This window comes from Thermus sp. FJN-A (genome assembly GCF_054655095.1).
In genome coordinates, this window is record NZ_BAAHSC010000164.1 from 238,499 (window position 1) to 256,663 (window position 18,165).

At 69.9% G+C, this 18,165-nt stretch carries 20 protein-coding genes and 1 riboswitch; of the genes, 10 read left to right on the forward strand and 10 right to left on the reverse strand.

Annotated features, from left to right (window positions below; translation table 11 throughout):
• Positions 1–65: 65 nt before the first annotated feature.
• Genes crtI through ACYQ0J_RS02800 form a run of 3 tightly spaced genes read left to right on the forward strand, consistent with a single transcriptional unit; the run spans position 66 to position 2,750 of the window.
• Entirely contained in the window at positions 66–1,634 is a 1,569-nt protein-coding gene (gene crtI, locus ACYQ0J_RS02790; RefSeq protein ID WP_460170652.1) for a phytoene desaturase family protein, read from the forward strand.
• Positions 1,631–2,629, forward strand: coding sequence for a type 2 isopentenyl-diphosphate Delta-isomerase (fni, locus tag ACYQ0J_RS02795; RefSeq protein WP_460170653.1), 999 nt, complete (start codon positions 1,631–1,633; stop codon positions 2,627–2,629). Before crtI ends, fni begins: the two co-directional genes overlap by 4 nt.
• 4 nt (positions 2,630–2,633) lie before the next feature.
• The gene (locus ACYQ0J_RS02800; protein ID WP_280512754.1) at positions 2,634–2,750 is read left to right on the forward strand and encodes a HepT-like ribonuclease domain-containing protein; all 117 of its coding nucleotides are present in this window, start codon (positions 2,634–2,636) and stop codon (positions 2,748–2,750) included.
• Here ACYQ0J_RS02800 and ACYQ0J_RS02805 read toward each other — a convergent pair.
• Positions 2,747–3,688 carry a YbgA family protein gene (locus tag ACYQ0J_RS02805; protein WP_460170654.1) on the reverse strand — a complete coding sequence of 314 codons (942 nt, stop codon included), beginning with the start codon at positions 3,686–3,688 and terminating at the stop codon, positions 2,747–2,749. The two genes, ACYQ0J_RS02800 and ACYQ0J_RS02805, sit on opposite strands and share 4 nt — an antisense overlap.
• 45 nt (positions 3,689–3,733) lie before the next feature.
• Here ACYQ0J_RS02805 and ACYQ0J_RS02810 point away from each other — a divergent pair, with 45 nt between their 5' ends.
• On the forward strand, positions 3,734–4,618 hold the full coding sequence (locus tag ACYQ0J_RS02810; RefSeq protein ID WP_460170655.1) for a DUF72 domain-containing protein: 885 nt from the start codon (positions 3,734–3,736) through the stop codon (positions 4,616–4,618).
• On the opposite strand, the gene ACYQ0J_RS02815 is transcribed toward ACYQ0J_RS02810, so the two are convergent.
• Positions 4,615–5,808 carry a serine hydrolase gene (locus ACYQ0J_RS02815; RefSeq protein ID WP_460170656.1) on the reverse strand — a complete coding sequence of 398 codons (1,194 nt, stop codon included), beginning with the start codon at positions 5,806–5,808 and terminating at the stop codon, positions 4,615–4,617. The two genes, ACYQ0J_RS02810 and ACYQ0J_RS02815, sit on opposite strands and share 4 nt — an antisense overlap.
• Positions 5,809–5,855: 47 nt before the next feature.
• On the opposite strand from ACYQ0J_RS02815, the gene mntR reads away from it, so the two are divergent.
• A complete protein-coding gene (mntR, locus tag ACYQ0J_RS02820; protein WP_460170657.1) occupies positions 5,856–6,515 on the forward strand; it encodes a manganese-dependent transcriptional regulator MntR in 660 nt (219 codons plus the stop codon).
• Positions 6,516–6,519: 4 nt separating this feature from the next.
• Positions 6,520–7,542 (forward strand): threonine aldolase family protein, encoded by a 1,023-nt coding sequence (locus tag ACYQ0J_RS02825; protein WP_460170658.1) that lies wholly within the window; start codon positions 6,520–6,522, stop codon positions 7,540–7,542.
• Here the strand turns inward: ACYQ0J_RS02825 and ACYQ0J_RS02830 are convergent.
• The 7 genes from ACYQ0J_RS02830 to ACYQ0J_RS02860 all read right to left on the reverse strand — a co-directional run bounded on the left by ACYQ0J_RS02830 (position 7,524) and on the right by ACYQ0J_RS02860 (position 12,805).
• A complete protein-coding gene (locus ACYQ0J_RS02830) occupies positions 7,524–8,690 on the reverse strand; it encodes a serine hydrolase domain-containing protein (protein WP_460170693.1) in 1,167 nt (388 codons plus the stop codon). The two genes, ACYQ0J_RS02825 and ACYQ0J_RS02830, sit on opposite strands and share 19 nt — an antisense overlap.
• 2 nt (positions 8,691–8,692) lie before the next feature.
• The gene (locus ACYQ0J_RS02835; protein ID WP_460170659.1) at positions 8,693–8,968 is read right to left on the reverse strand and encodes a hypothetical protein; all 276 of its coding nucleotides are present in this window, start codon (positions 8,966–8,968) and stop codon (positions 8,693–8,695) included.
• Positions 8,969–9,076: 108 nt separating this feature from the next.
• A complete protein-coding gene (locus ACYQ0J_RS02840; protein WP_460170660.1) occupies positions 9,077–9,814 on the reverse strand; it encodes an SDR family oxidoreductase in 738 nt (245 codons plus the stop codon).
• A 40-nt stretch (positions 9,815–9,854) separates the two neighbouring features.
• The gene (locus ACYQ0J_RS02845) at positions 9,855–10,196 is read right to left on the reverse strand and encodes a hypothetical protein (RefSeq protein WP_460170661.1); all 342 of its coding nucleotides are present in this window, start codon (positions 10,194–10,196) and stop codon (positions 9,855–9,857) included.
• The gene (locus ACYQ0J_RS02850; protein ID WP_460170662.1) at positions 10,177–10,932 is read right to left on the reverse strand and encodes an ABC transporter ATP-binding protein; all 756 of its coding nucleotides are present in this window, start codon (positions 10,930–10,932) and stop codon (positions 10,177–10,179) included. Before ACYQ0J_RS02850 ends, ACYQ0J_RS02845 begins: the two co-directional genes overlap by 20 nt.
• Positions 10,919–11,947, reverse strand: a complete 1,029-nt coding sequence (locus tag ACYQ0J_RS02855; RefSeq protein ID WP_460170663.1) for a FecCD family ABC transporter permease — start codon at positions 11,945–11,947, stop codon at positions 10,919–10,921. The genes ACYQ0J_RS02850 and ACYQ0J_RS02855 overlap by 14 nt, the downstream gene beginning before the upstream one ends.
• A 3-nt stretch (positions 11,948–11,950) precedes the next feature.
• Positions 11,951–12,805: an ABC transporter substrate-binding protein gene (locus ACYQ0J_RS02860; RefSeq protein ID WP_460170664.1), complete on the reverse strand. Its 855-nt coding sequence runs from the start codon at positions 12,803–12,805 to the stop codon at positions 11,951–11,953.
• A 131-nt stretch (positions 12,806–12,936) separates the two neighbouring features.
• Positions 12,937–13,095, reverse strand: a riboswitch (cobalamin riboswitch).
• Positions 13,096–13,214: 119 nt separating this feature from the next.
• Between ACYQ0J_RS02860 and ACYQ0J_RS02865 the strand changes: the two genes are divergently transcribed.
• Genes ACYQ0J_RS02865 through ACYQ0J_RS02880 form a run of 4 tightly spaced genes read left to right on the forward strand, consistent with a single transcriptional unit; the run spans position 13,215 to position 17,569 of the window.
• Positions 13,215–14,408, forward strand: a complete 1,194-nt coding sequence (locus tag ACYQ0J_RS02865) for an ROK family protein (protein WP_460170665.1) — start codon at positions 13,215–13,217, stop codon at positions 14,406–14,408.
• Positions 14,365–15,600 carry an ABC transporter substrate-binding protein gene (locus ACYQ0J_RS02870; RefSeq protein ID WP_460170666.1) on the forward strand — a complete coding sequence of 412 codons (1,236 nt, stop codon included), beginning with the start codon at positions 14,365–14,367 and terminating at the stop codon, positions 15,598–15,600. The genes ACYQ0J_RS02865 and ACYQ0J_RS02870 overlap by 44 nt, the downstream gene beginning before the upstream one ends.
• 53 nt (positions 15,601–15,653) lie before the next feature.
• Positions 15,654–16,763 carry a carbohydrate ABC transporter permease gene (locus ACYQ0J_RS02875; protein ID WP_460170667.1) on the forward strand — a complete coding sequence of 370 codons (1,110 nt, stop codon included), beginning with the start codon at positions 15,654–15,656 and terminating at the stop codon, positions 16,761–16,763.
• Entirely contained in the window at positions 16,763–17,569 is an 807-nt protein-coding gene (locus ACYQ0J_RS02880; RefSeq protein WP_460170668.1) for a carbohydrate ABC transporter permease, read from the forward strand. The genes ACYQ0J_RS02875 and ACYQ0J_RS02880 overlap by 1 nt, the downstream gene beginning before the upstream one ends.
• On the opposite strand, the gene ACYQ0J_RS02885 is transcribed toward ACYQ0J_RS02880, so the two are convergent.
• Positions 17,559–18,161, reverse strand: a complete 603-nt coding sequence (locus tag ACYQ0J_RS02885) for a protoglobin domain-containing protein (protein WP_460170669.1) — start codon at positions 18,159–18,161, stop codon at positions 17,559–17,561. The two genes, ACYQ0J_RS02880 and ACYQ0J_RS02885, sit on opposite strands and share 11 nt — an antisense overlap.
• Between the last annotated feature and the right edge of the window lie 4 nt (positions 18,162–18,165).

Here is an 18,165-nt window from a genome sequence, read left to right on the forward strand (position 1 = left end):
GGGGCAGCCCCCTGTGTGGGCCAGGCCCAACTCGGCGGGACGGAAAGCCTGGTAGACTCCTCTCCATGCGGGCCATCGTCATCGGAAGCGGGGTGGGAGGGCTCTCGGCGGCCATCCGCCTCGCCGCCATGGGCCTTCAGGTCCTGGTCCTGGAAAAACTGGACGGCCCCGGGGGAAGGGCCTTCGTGCACCGGGCGGGGGGCTTCACCTTTGACATGGGGCCCACGGTGATCACCGTCCCCCCCTTCCTGGAGGACCTCTTCGCCACGAGGCCCGGGGACCCCAGGCTCTACCCCGACTTTCCCCAGGAGGAAGGGCTTAAGCACACGGAGCGCTACGTGAAGCTCGTCCCCCTGGACCCCTTCTACCGCCTCCACTTCCCGGACGGCACCTACTTTGACTACAAGGACGACCCCGCGCACCTGGAGGGGGAGATCGCCCGCCTCGCCCCGGAGGACCTCGAGGGCTACCGCCGCTTTGAGGCCCACGCCAGGGCCCTCTTCCAGAAGGGCTTTTTAGAGCTCGGCTTCACCCACTTCGGAAGCCTCCTGGACCTCCTCAAGGTGGCCCCGGACCTCCTCCGCCTGGACGCGGTGCGGCCCCTTTTCGGCGTGGTCTCCCGCTACTTCAAGAACCCCAAGACCCGGCAGATCTTCTCCTTTGAGCCCCTCCTCATCGGGGGAAACCCCCTCCAGGTGCCCGCCCTCTACGCCATGATCCACTTCGTGGAGCGGCGCTGGGGGGTGCACTTCGCCATGGGGGGGACGGGGGCCTTGGTGCGGGGGCTCGTCCGGAAGCTGGAGGAGCTCGGCGGGCAAATCCGGTACAACGCCCCCGTGCGCCGCATCCTCACCAAGGGGCGGCGCGCCGTGGGGGTGGTCCTCCAAGATGGGGAAAAGATAGAAGCCGACCTCGTGGTCTCCAACGCCGACTACGTCCACACCTACGGCGAGCTCCTCGCCCCCGAGGACCGCACCTGGAACGGCGACTGGCGCCTCAAGCGCACGAGGCTTTCCATGAGCCTCTTCGTGGCCTACTTCGGCTTCAAGGCCCGGGGGGACGAAGGGGAAAGGCTTAGGCACCACAACGTCCTCTTCTCCCACCGCTACGAGGGGCTTCTCCGGGACATCTTCCAGCGGAAAGCCCTCCCCGAGGACTTCGCCCACTACCTCCACCTCCCCACCCTCACCGACCCCTCCTTAGCCCCCCCGGGGCACCACGCCGCCTACACCCTGGTCCCCGTGCCCCACAACGGGAGCGGCCTGGACTGGGGGAGGCTCGGCCCCCTCTACCTGGAGAAGGCCCTCCGCTACCTGGACGAGGCGGGGTACCTCCCCGGGCTCATGGACCGCCTGGTCTACACCCACTTCATCACCCCGGACTACTTCCAGTGGACCCTCAATAGCCACCTGGGCAACGGCTTCGGCCCCGAGCCCGTGCTCTGGCAGACGGCCTCCTTCCGCCCCAAGAACCGCTCGGAGGACGTGCGGGGCCTCTACCTGGTGGGGCAGAGCTACCAGCCGGGGGCGGGGCTCCCGAGCGTGATGATGTCCGCCAAGATGACCGCCCGGCTCATCGCCCACGACCTGGGCCTGGAAAAGGTCCCCAAGGGCCTTCTGGAGGCGCTGGGGTGACCCTCCGGGAGAGGAAGCGAAAGCACCTCGAGGCCTGCCTCCGGGAAGAGGTGGCCTACCAGAGGACCACCACGGGCCTCGAGGGCTTCCGCCTCCGCTACCAGGCCCTGGCGGGCCTTGCCCTAAGCGAGGTGGACCTCACCACCCCCTTCCTGGGGAAGACCCTGAAGGCCCCCTTCCTCATCGGGGCCATGACCGGGGGGGAGGAAAACGGGGAGAGGATCAACCTGGCCCTGGCGGAGGCCGCGGAGGCCTTAGGGGTGGGGATGATGCTGGGCTCGGGCAGGATCGTCCTGGAACGCCCCGAGGCCCTGAGAAGCTTCCGGGTGCGCAAGGTGGCCCCCAGGGTCCTCCTCATCGCCAACCTGGGCTTGGCCCAACTTAGGCGCTACGGGCGGGAGGACCTCATCCGCCTAGTGGAGATGCTGGAGGCGGACGCCCTCGCCTTCCACGTGAACCCCCTGCAGGAAGCGGTGCAGAGGGGGGACACGGACTTCCGGGGGCTTCTGGAAAGGCTTGCCGGGCTTTTGCCCCTCCCCTTCCCCGCCATGGTGAAGGAGGTGGGGCACGGCCTCTCCCGGGAGGCGGCCCTGGCCCTTAAGGACCTCCCCCTGGCGGCGGTGGACGTGGCCGGGGCCGGGGGGACGAGCTGGGCCCGGGTGGAGGAGTGGGTCCGCTTCGGGGAGGTGCGCCACCCGGAGCTTTGCGAGATCGGGATCCCCACGGCGAGGGCCATCCTGGAGGCGCGGGAGGTCCTGCCCCACCTTCCCCTGGTGGCCTCCGGCGGGGTCTACACGGGCACAGACGGGGCCAAGGCCCTGGCCCTGGGGGCGGACCTCCTGGCGGCGGCGCGCCCCCTTCTCAGGCCCGCCCTGGAGGGGACGGAACGGGTGGCGGCCTGGATTCAGGACTACCTGGAGGAGCTCAGGACCGCCCTCTTCGCCATCGGGGCGAGGAACCCGAGGGAAGCCCGGGGGCGGGTGGAGCGGGTGTAGGAGGATCGGCTTCCGCCACCTCCTGGTGCACGAGTACCTGGACATTGACCGCCGCATCGTCCACCGGGTCCCCCGGGAAAACCTCGAGGCCCTGGGCCGGGTCTTCGCCCGGTTCCTCTAGGCCCCGGGGATGTGCATCAGCGCCCGGGGGTACGGCTCCAGGAGGGCCTGGGCCTCCACGTAGGGCTCGGCGAAGCGCCGGGCCCAGGAGGCGAGGAGGGCCAGGGGGGCCTCGAGGGGCAGGCGCTCCTCGCGGAAGTCCGCAAGGAGGTCCAGGAAGTGGGCCTTCTCCCTTGGGGTGAGGGCCTTCTTGAAGTAGCCGAAGGCGTGGAGGAGGGCGTCGGCCATGGCTCCCAGGCGCCAAAGCCTCTCCGTGGCCCGCAAGAACCCCTCCTCGTAGGCCCCACGGACCTCGGGAAAGGGCCTCCCCTGGGCCTCGGCGAGGAGGCGGCCCAGGGCCCTCGCCTCCTTCTGGCTGTAGGCCAGGAGGAGGAGCTTGTAGCGGGCGTGGAAGGCCATGAGGCCGGGGAGGTCCTCCACCCGCCGAAGCCGGGCGAGGGCGAAGATGCGGGTGAAGAAGTGGGCCCGGATGCGGGGGTTGGTGAGCCTCCCCTCGTCCTCTTTGGGAAGGAGGGGAAAGGCCTCCTCCACCGCCCTGGCGAAAAGCCCCGCCCCCTTCCCCACCACCCCGCCCCCCTCAGGGTGGGCGTAGACCTTGGCGTCCTTGAGGGCGCAGGAGGGAGAGCGGTTCTTGAGGAGGAAGCCCTCCACCTCCCCGAGGCCCTGGAGGAAGCCCAGGCTGAAGGCCCGCATCCTCTCCGTGAGGTCCTCCCCCGTCTTGGGCTGGACCATCCTGGCCCCCCCCTCCCCCCGCACCAGGCGCACCACGGGCCTCGGCACCCCGAGGCCGATCTCCACCTCCGGGCATACGGGGAGGAAGTCCACGTGGGCTCTTAGGGCCGCCACCACCTTGTCGGGGATGAGCTCCCCCGAGTAGCGCACCGCGGCGAACCCCAAGCAGGCGCTCACCACCACGCGGGGCCTGGGCCAGGGCTCCATGCCCCTATGGTACCCCCTTCCCTGGTAAGGACTTACCATGAGGGCGTGGCGGAGGTCCGGGTGGGCACCGCGAGCTGGACGGACGAGACCCTCCTCGCCTCGGGCTGGTACCCCCCGGAGGTGAGGCGCCACCCGGAAAAGCGCCTCCGCTACTACGCCCAGCACTTTGACACCGTGGAGGTGGACAGCACCTTCTACGCCCTGCCCCGCCTCGAGGTGGTGCGGAAGTGGGCGGAGAGAACCCCCAAGGGCTTCCTCTTCCACATCAAGGCCTACTCCGCCTTCACGGGGCACGGCCTCGAGGCCCGCGCCCTCCCCAAGGACCTGCGGGCCCTCCTGCCCCGACAGGAAGGGCACCTGGCGCAGCGGGAGGTGCCCGAGGAGGTGGTGGAGGAGGCTTGGGGACGCTTCTTCCAGGCCCTAGAGCCCCTGAGGCAGGGGGGAAAGCTGGGTTACCTCCACTTCGGCCTTCCCCCCTGGACCGAACCCAAGCCCCGGAGCTTCCGGTACCTGGAGCGCCTGGCGGAGAGGACCCAGGGATACCTGGTGGCGGTGGAGTTCCGCAACCCCAAGTGGTACACCGCCTGGGGCTTCGTGAGGCAGGAGCTGAAGCGGCTTGGCCTCGTCCACGTGAGCGTGGACGCCCCGCCCCACCCCGAGGCCCCGCCCCGGATCCTGGAGCCCACCCACCCCGTGGCCGTCCTCCGCTGCCACGGCAGGAACGCCAAAGCCTGGAAAGGGCCCCACCAAAAGCCCTACGAGCGCTTCAACTGGCGCTACACCGAGGAGGAGCTCCTGGACTTGGCGGAGGCCACCCGCACCCTGGCGGAAAGGGCTGAGCGGGTCTTCGTCATCTTCAACAACAACTACGGCACCCAAGGGGTGGAGGCCGCCTTGGGCCTGAAGCGCCTCCTCGGGCTTAGCCCCTAGGGGAGAAGCTCCAGCAGGCCCCCGTAGAGGGTGAAGGCCTTGAGCTCGTCCACCCCTTCCCCGTTCCAGACGAAGGCCACGCAGTAGCGGCTTTCCCCCCGGAAGAGGGCGTGGACCAGGCTCAGGGCCCCGGGCCTCGAGCCCCCCTTGTAGGCCACCCGGTCCCAGGCGAAGGGAGCGACCCCCGGGTTGATGCCCATGAGGGGAAGGTCCGCCACCTCCCCCATCCAGCGGCAGAGCTCCCTCGGGGAAAAGCGCCAGTCCGCCTCGGGAGGCCAGTTCCCGGGGTCTACGGGCAGGTCCGCCACCTGGGGCAGGCCCCGCCCGGCCAGGGCCTCCAGGACCTGGCGCTTCGCCTCCAGGTTTCCCTCTCGGAAGGCCCCTAGGAGGTCCCGGTTCCCCCGGGCGGCGAGGCTGAAGGCCTCCCGGGTGGTGAGGAAGGGGCGGTGGTGGGGGGCGAGGGCCTCGAGGCGCTCCCGCCCAAGAAGAGCGATCAGGGCGTCGGTGGCGGTGTTGTCCGAGACGGAGATCATGAGGGAGGCCAGGGTGTGGAGGGTCAAGGGGCTTCCCTCCGGCCAGCCCTGGAGGAGGCCCGAAGGCAAGCTCTTCCACGCTTCTTCCAGGAAGACCACCTCGTCCCAGGCCCGCCTTCCCACCTCCACCTCTTCCCGTAAGGCGGCGAGGACCAGGAGCTTGAAGGCCGAGGCCACGGCCAAGGGTGTGTCTTCCCCCAGGGCGAGGATGGCCTTGCCGTCCCGCTCCACCCAAAGCCCCACCCGCCCCGGAAGGGCCCGGAAGGCCTCCAGGGCCTCCTCCAGGCTTCGCAGCTTGGCCACGGGGGGCTCAAAGAAGAGACCCGCGATCCGCCCCTCCCGGTCCAGGCTGATGCGGGTGGGCACGTACCCCCGTTCCAGTTCCAAGAGGTACCTCCCGGGCTCCAAGGGCCGCACCCCCTTGGGCGCCCCCAGGTTCGCCTTCAGCTGGGCCACGATGGCCGCCACCTGGGCCACGGGCACCTGGGCAAGGAAGCTCGGGGCGAAGGCCTCCTCGCGGACCTCCTCCGTGAAGAGGCGAAGGAGCACCTCCGCTCCCCGCCCCAGCCTTCCCGCCATGGGGTCGCCAAGGCCCTCCGCCCCGCCAAAGCCGCCCAGCAGGGCGAACATTCCTAGAAGGAGCCTCTTGGTCTTCATAGCTCCAGACTACCACGGGGCAAGTCCCTCGTGCTACCTTGAGGAGGATGGCGCGCCCTCCCCTGACCGAGGCCCAGGAGGACTACCTGAAGCACCTTTTCCTCCTGGAGGCGGAACACCAGGCCCCGGTATCCACCCAGGCCCTCTCGGAGCGCCTGGGGGTCAGGCCTCCCTCGGTGACCGAGATGCTGAAGAAGCTCACCGCCTTGGGCCTGGTGGAGCACGCCCCCTACCGGGGGGCCAGGCTCACGGAGGCGGGGAGGAGGGTGGCCCTGGAGGTCCTGCGCCACCACCGCCTCCTCGAGGCCTACCTGCACCAGGCCCTGGGCTACGGCTGGGAGGAGGTCCACCAGGAGGCGGAGCGCCTGGAGCACGTGATCAGCGAGGCCTTCGAGGAGCGCATCGCCGAACTCCTGGGCCACCCCCCCTTTGACCCCCACGGGGACCCCATCCCCACCAAGGAGCTGGCCTTGCCCGAGGTGCGGGCAATCCCCCTCCCGGAAGCCCCCTTAGGGGAAGCGCGGATGGTGCGGGCCCTGGCCCAGGACCAGGGGACCTTAAACCTCCTCTTTCGGCTCGGCCTGGTCCCGGGAAGGCCCCTCCGCATCCTGGCCAAGGAAGGGGGGGTGCGCGTGGAGGTGGGGGGCGAGGTCTACCTCCTGCCCCAGGAGCTGGCCCAGGCGGTGGGAGTGGAAGGGATAGCCTAGGGGCATGCGCCCGATCGACCTCCGCAGCGACACCCTTACCCGCCCCACCCCGGCCATGCGCAAGGCCATGGCCGAGGCCGAGGTGGGGGACGACGTGTACGGGGAAGACCCCACGGTGAACCGCCTCCAAGGCCTGGCTGCGGAGATGCTGGGCTTCGCGAGGGCCCTCTTCCTGCCCTCGGGCACCATGGCCAACCAGGTGGCCCTCCTCCTCCACCTCCGCCGGGGCACGGAGGTGCTGGCCCCGGAAGGGGCCCACCTCTACGAGTACGAGCTTGGGGCCCCCGCCCTCCTCGCCGGGGCCCTGGTGCGGAGCGTCCCCGCCCCCCGCGGGGCGCCGGACCTGGAAGCCCTGAAGAAGGCCATCCGCTCCGGCCCCTTCCAGGCCCCCACGGGCCTCCTGGCCCTGGAGAACACCCACAACCTGGCTGGGGGCACCGTGGTGCCTTTAGGGGTGCAAGAGGGCTTCCTGGCCTTGGCCCAGGCCCACGCCCTGCCCACCCACCTGGACGGGGCCCGCCTCTTCAACGCCGCCACCTTCCTGGGGGTGGAGCCCGCCCGCCTGGCCCGGGGCTTCACCACCGCCATGGTCTCCCTCTCCAAGGGGCTTGGGGCCCCGGTGGGAAGCCTCCTCCTCCTGCCCAAGGAGCTGGAGGCCGAGGCCCAGCGCTACCGCAAGCTCCTGGGAGGGGGGTGGCGGCAGGCGGGGGTCCTGGCGGCGGCGGGGATCCTGGCCCTGGAGGAAGGCCCCAAGCACCTCAGGCGCGACCACGAGATGGCCCGCGCCCTGGCCCTGGGGCTTGCCCGCCTGGGGCTCTGGGTGGACCCGGAGGCGGTGGAGACCAACATGGTCTACGCCCAGGTGGACGATCCCCCAGGCTTCCTGAAGCGCCTCGAGGCCCGGGGGGTCCTGGCGGGGGCCGTGGGGGGGCGGGTGCGCTTTGTGACCCATCGGGACCTCAGGGACGAGGACATCCCCCTGGCCCTGGAGCGAACCGAGGCCGCCCTTCACTCCAGGCCCAGGTAGACCAGGGTGCGGAAGGCGTGCTGGAGCCTGGCCCCAAGCCGGGAGTGGAGCGCCCTCTCCGGCTCCAAGACGGAAAGGAGGTTCGGGGCCTGGGTGAGGTAGAGGGCCGTAACCTCCCGGAGGGGGTCCACGAAGAAGTAGGTCCCGCCGAAGCCCGCCCAGGTCCACTCCCCCAAGGCACCCGGGGAGTAGCCCATGGGCTCCACCCGCACCGCCACCCCAAGGCCGAAGCTGTACCCGGGCCCGGGCATGTACTCCGGCCCCCGCTTGAGGGCCTCGGGGTAGAGGCTTCCCAGGTGGTCCTTCACCATGAAGCCCGCCAGGGTGGGGGAAAGCAGGCCCCGGCCCAGGCGGATGGCCTCGAGGAAGGCGAGGTAGTCCCCCGCGGTGCCCACGCCCCCCATCCCCCCGGCGTACCGGGGCGGGGGGCCTTCCACGGGGAGAAGGCGGAGGCTCCGGCCCGTCTCCGGGTCCTTGGGGAAGGGCTGGGCCAGGCGGGCGGGGTCCTTGGCCTGGAAGCCCGAGTCCTTCAGGCCAAGGGGAGCGAAGACCCTCTCCTCCAGGAGCCGGTCCAGGGTCTTGCCGGAAAGGGCCTCGAGGAGGTGCCCCAGAACGTCGGTGGAAAGCCCGTACTCAAAGGCTTCCCCCGGCTGGAAGCGGAGGGGAAGACCGGCGAGGCGCTCCAAGAAGGTCTCCCGGTCCAGGTCAAAGCGGTCCACCCCCGCCTCCAGGTAGAGGCGCTTCACGGGGGAACGGAAGAAGACCCCATAGGTGAAGCCCGCGGTGTGCCTCAGGAGGTCGTAGACCGTGGGGGGGCTCCGCAAGGGCTCCAAGACCACCTCCTCCCCCACCTCCCGCCCCACCTTCAAGGCGGCAAAGCCGGGGAGGTAGGCCTCCACCGGGTCCAGGAGGGAAAGCTTCCCCTCCTCCACGAAGGTCAGGGCCAGGGCGGAGACCCAGGGCTTGGTCATGGAGTAAATCCGGAAAAGGGCGTCCTCCCGCATGGGGAGGCCCTTTCCCGGGTCCAAAAAGCCGTAGACCCCCTGGAAGGCCACCTCCCCTTCCCGGGCCACGAGGACCACGGCCCCGGGGATGAGGCCCTCCTCCACCAGGCGCCGGAAGTGGGCGTCAAGCCTCCGGAAGTCCACCCTCACCACCCCCCAGGAACGGGCCTCCTCGGGCTCAAAAGAAGCCAGAGGGCGAGGAGAAGCAGGCCCAAGGGGAGGAGCCACTTCACGAAAAGACCCAAAAGGCTCAAGGCCGCCCCCAGAACCGCAAGGAGCAGGGCTACGGGGAGGGCCAAGGCGGCGAGAAGGAGAACGAGGGGCAGGGCGAAAAGGGCAAGGACCAGGGCCACGAAGGGGCTCAGGAGGAACCAGGCGAGGACGAGCCCGAGAAGGAGGAGGAGCCAGCCTAGGATCCGCATGCCCCAAGCCTACACCCTCTTCCGCTTCCCGCGCCCTGGTTGATGCCCGAACGAAGGCTAGGCCTTTTGGGGGCCCCCACCGCGGCTTTCGCCGCGGTGGGGTACCTATCAGGCGGGGGCCGCCCCGACAGTCCTCCCCCCGTCCACGAAGAGGACCTGCCCGGTGATGAAGCTGGACTCGTCGGAGACCAGAAAAAGGGCGGCGTAGGCCACCTCCAAAGGCTTCCCCGCCCGCCCCAGGGGCGTGGCGGCGATGGCCTTCTCCCGCACCTTCTCCGGCACCTTGGCCGTCATCCGGGTCTCAATGAACCCCGGGGCCAATGCGTTCACCCGGATGCCCCACCGCCCGAGCTCCAGGGCCAGGGTCCGGGTAAGCCCCACCACCCCCGCCTTGGAGGCGGCGTAGTTGGCCTGCCCCAGGTTCCCCAGGTACACCCGGCTCGCGGTGAGGACGATGCTCCCCGGGTTCTTCTCCCGCATGGCCTCGGAGGCCGCCCGCGCCACCAGGAAGCTTCCCGTGAGGTTCACCTTGAGGACGAGCTCCCAGTCCTCCAGGGGCATCTTCCAGTGGAAGTGGTCCCGGGTGATGCCCGCATAGTGCACCACCCCGTCCAGGCGGCCAAACGCCGCCAGGGCCCGGGCAAAGCCCGCCTCTACCGAGGCGGCATCCGCCACGTCCATCCCCACGGGCAAGGCCCCCGTGGCCTCCGCCGCCTCCTTTAGAGGCCCTTCCTCCACATCGCAGGCCACGAGCCTCGCCCCTTCCCGGGAGAAAAGCTCCAGGGTGGCCCGGCCGATGCCGTGGGCCGCCCCCGTGATGAGAACCACCTTGTCCTTGAGCCGCATGCGCCACCCTCCTCACGACCGAACGGTCGGTAAGGCCACCCTACCCCTTCCCGGCCGAGGGCGTCAAGCCGCCAAGCCGCCAGGCGTAGTAGGGGGTTTCCACGAAGGGCGGGGCTCCCCCCAGGTACACCCTGAGGCCCGGGAAGACCAAGGTATCCCCCTCCCACTCGAAGTCCAGGGGGTCCACCCGCAAGGGGTAGTGCAACACCCCGTGCCGGGGCAGGCCGAGCCGTAGGGCTTCGGGCGGGGAAAGCCGCCCCACCAGGAGGTAGCGGGCCCGCCTGGGGCCGCTTTCCGTGTAAAAGGCCACCTCCTCCCCCAGGTCCAGGAGAAAACCCCGGCCCCGCACGTAGATCCTGGCCCTATCCGTCCAGGTAGACATGGGGCCTATTCCCCTCCAGCTTGGCCACCCGCACCCGGGGACCGTAGAGGCGTTGCAAGAAGGCCTCGAGGAGGACGGCCCCAGGCGGCCCCTCGGCCAGGAGCCGCCCCCCCTCCAGCACCGCCACCCGGTGGGCCAGGGCCGCCTGGTTGGGATCGTGCAGGACGGAGAGCACCCCCACCCCCAGGCCGGAAAGCCGCCGCAGGAGGGCGACCACCTCCCCTTGGTGCTCGAGGTCCAGGAAGGTGGTGGGCTCGTCCAGGAGAAGGTACTTGGGCCTCCCGGCCAGGGCCCGGGCCAGGAGGACCCGCTGGCGCTCCCCTCCCGAGAGGGTGGCGAGGGTCCGGCGGCGGAGGGGCGAGGTGCCGGTGACCTCCAGGGCCCACTCCACCGCCTCCCGGTCCTCCCGGCGCTCCTGGCCCCAAAGGCCCTGGTGGGGAAGCCTCCCCAAGCGCACCACCTCCTCCGCCCAAAGCCCTTCGGGGTAAGGGCCGTTCTGGGGCAGGTAACCCAAAAGGCGACCCCGGTGGTAGCTCCCGTAAGCCCTGAGGGGCCTCCCCTCCAGGAAGACCTCCCCCTCCTTAGGGCGCAAAAGCCCCGCCAGCACCCGGAGGAGGGTGCTTTTCCCCGAGCCGTTGGGGCCCAGGAGGGCCACCCACTCCCCGGGCCTCAAGGCGAGGTCCACCCCCTGAAGGGCGTAGGGCCCCACCACTCCCCTGGCCTCAAGCCCGTCCACGGCGCCTCCAGAGCAGGTACAGGAAGAAGGGCCCCCCCAGGAGGGTGGTGACCACGCCCACGGGCAACTCCGCGGGCCGGGTGAGGGTGCGGGCCAAGAGGTCGGCCAGGGCCAGGAGGAGGGCCCCGCCCAGGGCGCTGGCGGGGAGGAGGACGCGGTAGTCGTCCCCCACGAGCCGCCGGAGCAGGTGGGGGGTGATGAGCCCCACGAACCCGATGATCCCCGCCTGGGCCACCGCGGCCGCGGTGAGGAGGCTGGCCGCCATCAGGAGGAGGAGCTTCACCCCCTGGAGGGGCACCCCCAGGCTCTTGACCACCTCCTCCCCCAGCTGCAGGGCGTTCAGCATCCGGCCCAGGAGGAGCAAGGGGGGCAAGGCCAGGGCCAGGAAGAGGAGGAGGAGGCGCACCGAGGGCCAGCCCAGAAAGGCCAGGTTGCCCAGGGTGTAGGCGAAGACCGCCCGCACCCGGTCGGCGTCCTGCATCATCAGGTAGGTGGTGGCCCCGGTGAGGACGCTCCCCACCACCACCCCCGCCAGGACCAGTTCCCCGGTGCGGGCCACCCCGCCCGCCAGGACCAGGGTGAGGAGGGTGGCGAAGAGGGCCCCCAGGAAACCGAAAAGGGTGGCGGAAAGGGGCAGGCGCTGGAAGACCGCGTGCTGGGCGAAGGCGGGGGAAAGCTCCCCCAGGAGGGCGGCGAGGAGGGTCACGCCGAAGGCCGCCCCCGCCGCCGACCCCATGAGGTAAGGGTCGGCCAGGGGGTTGCGGAAAAGGCCCTGGAAGCTGGCCCCCGCCACCCCCAGGGCGGCCCCCACCAGCATCCCCCCCAGGACCCGGGGCAGGCGCATCTCGGTGACGATGGGGTTTTCCCCCTGCCCCAAGAGGGCCCGCACCACCTCCAGGGGAGGGAGGGCCACCGTCCCCAGGGCCACCCCCAGCACCAGGGCCAGGAGGAGGGCGAGGAGGAGCCAGGCGAAGACCAGGCTCCGCCTGAGGCCGAGGGGCAGGGCCCGGGTCATGGCCTAGCGCCCGTGGAAGCAGTCCACCAGGAGCCTGAGGCCCTGGGCCACCCGGGGGCCGGGGCGGGAGAGGAGGCTGTCCTCACCCCCGGTGAACACGCAGATGTGCCCCTTCTGCACCGCGCTCACCCGGCTCCACCCCGGCCGGCTCCGGATGGTCTCCAGGGCGTTCGGGTAGGTGGCCACGATCACCTCCGGGTTCCTCTCCACCACGAACTCGGGGGCGATCTTGGGGAAGAGGCCGAGCTCCTTGGGGACGATGTTCACCCCCCGGGCCTTCTGGATGAGGACCCCGATGAAGCTCTCCGGGCCCACGGTGTAGGGGGTGGGGTCAATCTCGTAGTAGACCCGGGGACGGGCCTTGGCCTTAGCCGCCCGGGACTCCTCCTGGTAGACCTGGCGCTGGATCTCGGCCACAAGCCGCTCCGCCTGGCCGGAAAGGCCCAAGAGCTGCCCCAGGGTGCGCACGGTCTTGAAGATGTCCTGGTAGGTCTCCGTGCGCACGGCGAACACGGTAAGCCCCGCCCGCTCCAAGGTCTCGTACAGGCGGCCGTACTTGGAAACCAAGACCAGGTCGGGCTTCAAGGAAACGATGAACTCGGGGTTGGGGTTGTAGAGGCCGCCCGCCTTGGGCAGGCGCTTCACGCTCTCCGGCCAGTCGGAGTAGTCGTCCGTGGCCACGATCCGGTCGCAGGCCCCCAGGGCGCACACCGTCTCCGTCACGGAGGGCAACATGGTGACGATGCGCTTGGGCGGGGCCTTGACCGTGACCGTGCGCCCCAGGTCATCGGTGAGGGTAAGGGGAAAGGCGAAGGCCAAAGCCCAAAGGACCGCAAGAAACGCCAGGATCTTCCTCATGCCTACCTCCCTAAGGCCGCTAGGGCCAGGCCCGGGGGAGGTAGGGAAAACCCCTGCCGGAAAGCGGCAGGGGCAAAAAGGCTCTTCTTGCCCCCATCGCTCCCCCATCCGCGTGAGGTGCCCGCCGTGGGGTCTGGCGGGCGGCCCTGGCAGGTATTCGGGCTTCCGGCCTACGGAGCAAGGCACGAGGCTTGACCGGTTACCGTTGCGGGACAGCGCCGGACTTGCACCGGACTTCCCCACTTTAAGCCGGGGCTACGCGCCCAGGCACCAGGGCAACGGGACCTGGCTTTGGGCCCTAGCGGGCCTCGAGGAAAGGCTAAGGCCTCCGGGGGCAAAAGGCAAGGGCTTGACGCCGCGCGAGGGGCGTGCTTTACTTAGTCCCGAGAACGAACTAAAGGGGTGGGGTGTGCGCAAGGGGGACACGCAGGAGATCCGCAGGCTGAACCGCAGGGCCATCCTGGGGCACCTGCGCCGCGCCCCCCTCACCCGCGCCGACCTCTCCCGGCTCACCGGCCTGGCCAAGAGCGCGGTGAGCCGCCTGGTGGACGAGCTCCTGCAGGAGGGACTCCTGGAGGAGGGGGCTTCCACCTCTCCCCCCTTGGGCCGGCCCGGCACCCTCTTGCACCTGCGGCCCCGGGCCCGCTTCGCCCTGGGGGCGGAGCTGGGCGTGGAGGGGACCGTCCTCCTCGCCCTGGACTGGCGCGGGGAAGTCCTCTGGGCCCGGGAGTGGCGGCATGACCCGCACGCCGGACCCGAGGAGCGCCTGGACAGGCTCCGGCAGGAGGTCCTGCCCCAGGCCTCGGGGGCGTTGGGCCTGGGCTTCACCCTGCCCGGGGTGGTGGTGGGAGACCGCCTCCTCCTGGCCCCGAACCTGGGTTGGCGGGACCTGGACCTCAGGCCCCTCCTCTCCGGTTTTCCCCTGGCCGTGGCCCTGGAAAACGATGCCAAGGCCTCGGCCCTTTCCGAGGTCTTCTTCCACGGGGAGGCCAACCTGGCCTACGTGGTGCTGAGCACGGGGCTGGGGGTTGGGGTGGTGGCGGAAGGCCGCCTCCTGCGGGGGGCCAACGGGGCAGCGGGAGAGCTCGGCCACTGGCTGGGGCCGGGGGGAAGGGCCTGCGCCTGCGGCCGCGTGGGGTGCCTGGAAACGGCCCTGGGCCTGGGCACCCTCCTGGCCCACCACCGGGCCCTAGGGGGGAGGGCGGAGGACCTGGAGGACCTCCTCCGGCAAGCCCGGGAGGGCGAGGCCCTGGCCCTGGAGGCCATCCGCCACCTGGGGGAGGGCCTGGGCCGCTTCTTGGCCAACCTCGCCGTGGCCTACGACCCCGCCCTGGTGGTGGTAGGGGGCAAGGCGGCGGAGTTTTTCCCTTTCCTGGAGGCTTCCCTGCGCCAGTCCCTGGAAGCCCACGCCTTCGTGGAAGCGCACCGGGCCCTCCCCGTGCGGCCCTCGGTCTACGGGCACCTGGCCCCGGCGGTGGGTGGGGCCAGCCTCTTCCTGGCGCGCTTTTTTGAGCTGGGCGGCCTGTGGGCGGAAAGCCCACGTCGCAATGGAGGTAGGTATGAGGAAATGGCTTTGGGCAATCGGCGTGGTCCTGGGGCTTAGCGCCCTGGCCCAGACGGGCAAGCTGGAGATCTTTTCCTGGTGGGCGGGGGACGAGGGGCCGGCCCTCGAGGCCCTCATCAAGCTCTACAAGCAGAAGTACCCCGGGGTGGAGGTCATCAACGCCACCGTGACGGGAGGGGCCGGGGTCAACGCCAAGGCGGTCCTGAAGACCCGCATGCTGGGCGGCGACCCGCCGGACACCTTCCAGGTGCACGCGGGGCAGGAACTCATCGGCACCTGGGTGGTGGCGGACCGGATGGAAGACCTCACGGGGCTCTTCCGTCAGGAGGGCTGGCTGCAGGCCTTCCCCAAGGGCCTCATTGACCTCCTCTCCTACAAGGGCGGCATCTGGAGCGTGCCCGTGAACATTCACCGCTCCAACGTCATGTGGTATATGCCCGCCAAGCTCCGGGAGTGGGGGGTGACGCCTCCTAAGACCTGGGCCGAGTTCCTCTCCACCTGCCAGGCCCTGAAGCGGAAGGGCCTCCAGGCTCCTTTGGCCCTGGGGGAAAACTGGACCCAGCAGCACCTGTGGGAGAGCGTGGCCCTGGCCATGCTGGGACCGGACGGCTGGGCCAACCTCTGGAGCGGCAAGCTGAAGTTCACCGACCCCAAGGCGGTGGCGGTGTGGGACACCTTCGGCAAGGTGCTGGACTGCGCCAACAAGGACGCCGCCGGCCTCTCCTGGCAGCAGGCGGTGGACCGGGTGGTGCAGGGCCAGGCGGCCTTCAACATCATGGGGGACTGGGCCGCGGGCTACATGGCCACCACCTTGAAGCTCCGCCCCGGCACCGACTTCGCCTGGGCCCCTTCCCCCGGCACCTCCGGGGTCTTCATGATGCTCTCCGACTCCTTCGGCCTGCCCAAGGGGGCCAAGAACCGCCAGAACGCCCTCAACTGGCTCAGGCTCGTGGGCTCCAAGGAGGGGCAGGACACCTTTAACCCCCTCAAGGGCTCCATCGCCGCCCGGCTGGACTCTGACCCCGCCAAGTACAACGCCTACGGCCAGTCGGCCATGAAGGACTGGAAGTCCAACCGCATCGTGGGCTCCCTGGTCCACGGGGCGGTGGCGCCCGAGAGCTTCATGAGCCAGTTCGGCACCGTGATGGAGATCTTCCTGCAGAGCAAGAACCCCCAGGCTGCCGCGAACGCCGCCCAGGCCATCGCCAACCAGGTGGGTCTGGGCCGCTAAGGGCCCTCTGCCCGTGGGGGCAGGAGCCCCCACGGGCTTTTCCCCGAGGCACCATGCGCGACCGCATCACGGCCTTTTTGGTCCTCCTGCCCTCCTTGGTGGCGGTGGGCATCTTCGTCTATGGGTTCATCGCCCAAAACCTCTGGGTCTCCCTCAGCGACTGGGGGAAGAACCCGGCCCAGGCCCTGGCCTTAAGGCCCGAACTCCACTTCGTGGGCCTGGAAAACTACCGGGAGCTCTTCACCGGCTTCGTGGACACCCGCTTCCGCCAGAGCGTGGTGAACCTCGTCTTCTTCACCCTCTTCTTCATGGGGGGCAGCCTGGGCCTGGGCCTCCTTTTGGCCATAGCCCTGGACCGGGGGCCCCGGGGCGAAGGCTTCTTCCGCACGGTCTTCCTCTTCCCCATGGCCCTCTCCTTCGTGGTCACGGGCACCATCTGGCGCTGGCTCCTCCAGCCCCACGGGGGGGTCAACGTCCTGCCCAGCCTCTTCGGCCTTCCCCCCCTTTCCTTCCCCTGGCTCACCACCCGGGAACAAGTCCTGGTCTTTGACTGGAACGCCCTCCCCTTTTACACCGCCCTGGTGGTGGGCCTCGTCCTCCTCTACCTGGCCTGGCGGGCCCACCGGGAGGGGGAGCCCAAACGCCTCGCCTGGAGCCTCCTCGCCGCGGGGGTCCTCTTCCTCTGGGCCTTCACGCTAGGGCGGGGCCTCCACCTTCTCCCCTACCCCGAGCCCCACGGCTTCAGCCTGGCCCTGGTGGGGGTCATCCTGGCGGCAGTGTGGCAGATGTCCGGGTACACCATGGCCCTCTACCTGGCGGGCCTCCGGGGCATCCCCGTGGAGGTGCTGGAGGCCGCCAAGGTGGACGGGGCCAGCGAGTGGCAGACCTACCGCCACGTGATCTTCCCCCTTCTGGCCCCCATCACCCTCTCGGCCATGATCGTCCTGGGGCACATCGCCCTGAAGATCTTTGACCTCATCTTCGCCATGGCGGGGCTGGACTACGCCCCCACGGACGTGCCCGCCATCTACATGTACCTCTTGGCCTTCCGGGGGAACCAGTTCGCCAAGGGGGCCGCCATCGGCATCCTCCTCCTCCTCTTGGTGGCGGTGGTGGTGATCCCCTACCTGGCGAGCCAGCTCAGGAAGGAGGTGCGGCGCTGATGGGGCGGGCCTTCCTCTACGCCTTTCTCCTCCTGGCCACCCTCTTCTTCCTCATGCCGGTGTACCTGGTGGTGCTCACCGCCCTCAAGGAGCCCGCCAAGATCACCCTGGACACCGTTTGGCGCTGGCCGGACCCGGTCTACTGGGAAAGTTTCCGGATAGCCTGGGAAGCCTTCCGGCCCAAGTTCCAAAACTCCCTGGTCCTGGCCCTTTCGGCCACGGCCCTCTCCGCCCTGGTGGGGGCGCTAAACGGCTACGTGCTGGCCAAGTGGCCCTTTAGGGGCGCCAACCTCCTCTTCGCCCTCATGCTCTTCGGCATGTTCATCCCCTACCAGAGCATCCTCATCCCCCTCTTCCAGTTCGTGAAGGCCATCGGCCTTTACGGGACGCTTTGGGGTTTGATCCTGGTCCACGTGGTCTACGGGATCCCCATCGTGACCCTCATCTTCCGCAACTACTACAGCGAGGTCCCGGACGAGCTGGTGGAGGCGGCCCGCATAGACGGGGCGGGGTTTTTCGCCATCTTCCGCCACGTGATCCTGCCCCTTTCTGCCCCCGCCTTCGTGGTGGTGGCCATCTGGCAGTTCACGCAGATCTGGAACGAGTTTCTATTCGCCGTGACCCTCACCCGGCCCGAGAGCCAGCCCATCACGGTGGCCTTGGCGCAGCTGGCCGGGGGCGAGGCGGTGAAGTGGAACCTGCCCATGGCTGGGGCCATCCTGGCCGCCCTGCCCACCCTTTTGGTCTACATCTTCCTGGGGCGGTACTTCCTGCGGGGGCTCCTGGCGGGGTCCGTCAAGGGCTAGGGCTCAAGCCGGCCAGCATGGCAGCGGCCTGCTCCTGGGCTTTTTCGGCAAAGGCCTGCGGGTCCTGGCCCAGGGCCACGGCCAGGGCCTCGAGGTAGGAGCGCAGGTACTCCTCCGCGATGAGGGCCATGACGGTGAAGGCCAGGCGGCGCCAGGCGTCCTCCAGGGCCTGGGCCTCCGCAGGGGGGAGGCTCTGCCTCGCCTTCTCCGCCACCTTTTCCGTGAGCCAGTTCCACATGGAGGCCATCATGGCGTTGGTCACGCCCCGGCGCACATGCACCAGGCCCACCAGGGCCTGCCAGGCGAAGTAGACCCCGTTGAAGGGGCCCCGGAGGGTGCGCAGGTACCAGTCCCTCAGGGTCTTTTCCCGCTCCTTTCGCTCCCCCTCCCGGAAGACCGCCCGGGTGGCGGCGTGGGCGAAAAGGGTGTCGTAAAAGCCCTGGACCAGCTCCTCGGTCCAGCCCTCCATCAAGGGCCCATGGCGGGCCAGCACCTTCCCGTCCTCCACGGGGCGGAAGCGGGCCTGGGGGGGAAGCTGGCTCCAGGTGTCCTGGGCCACCTGGTAAAAGCGGCCGAGGTTCTTCTCCGTCATGGCC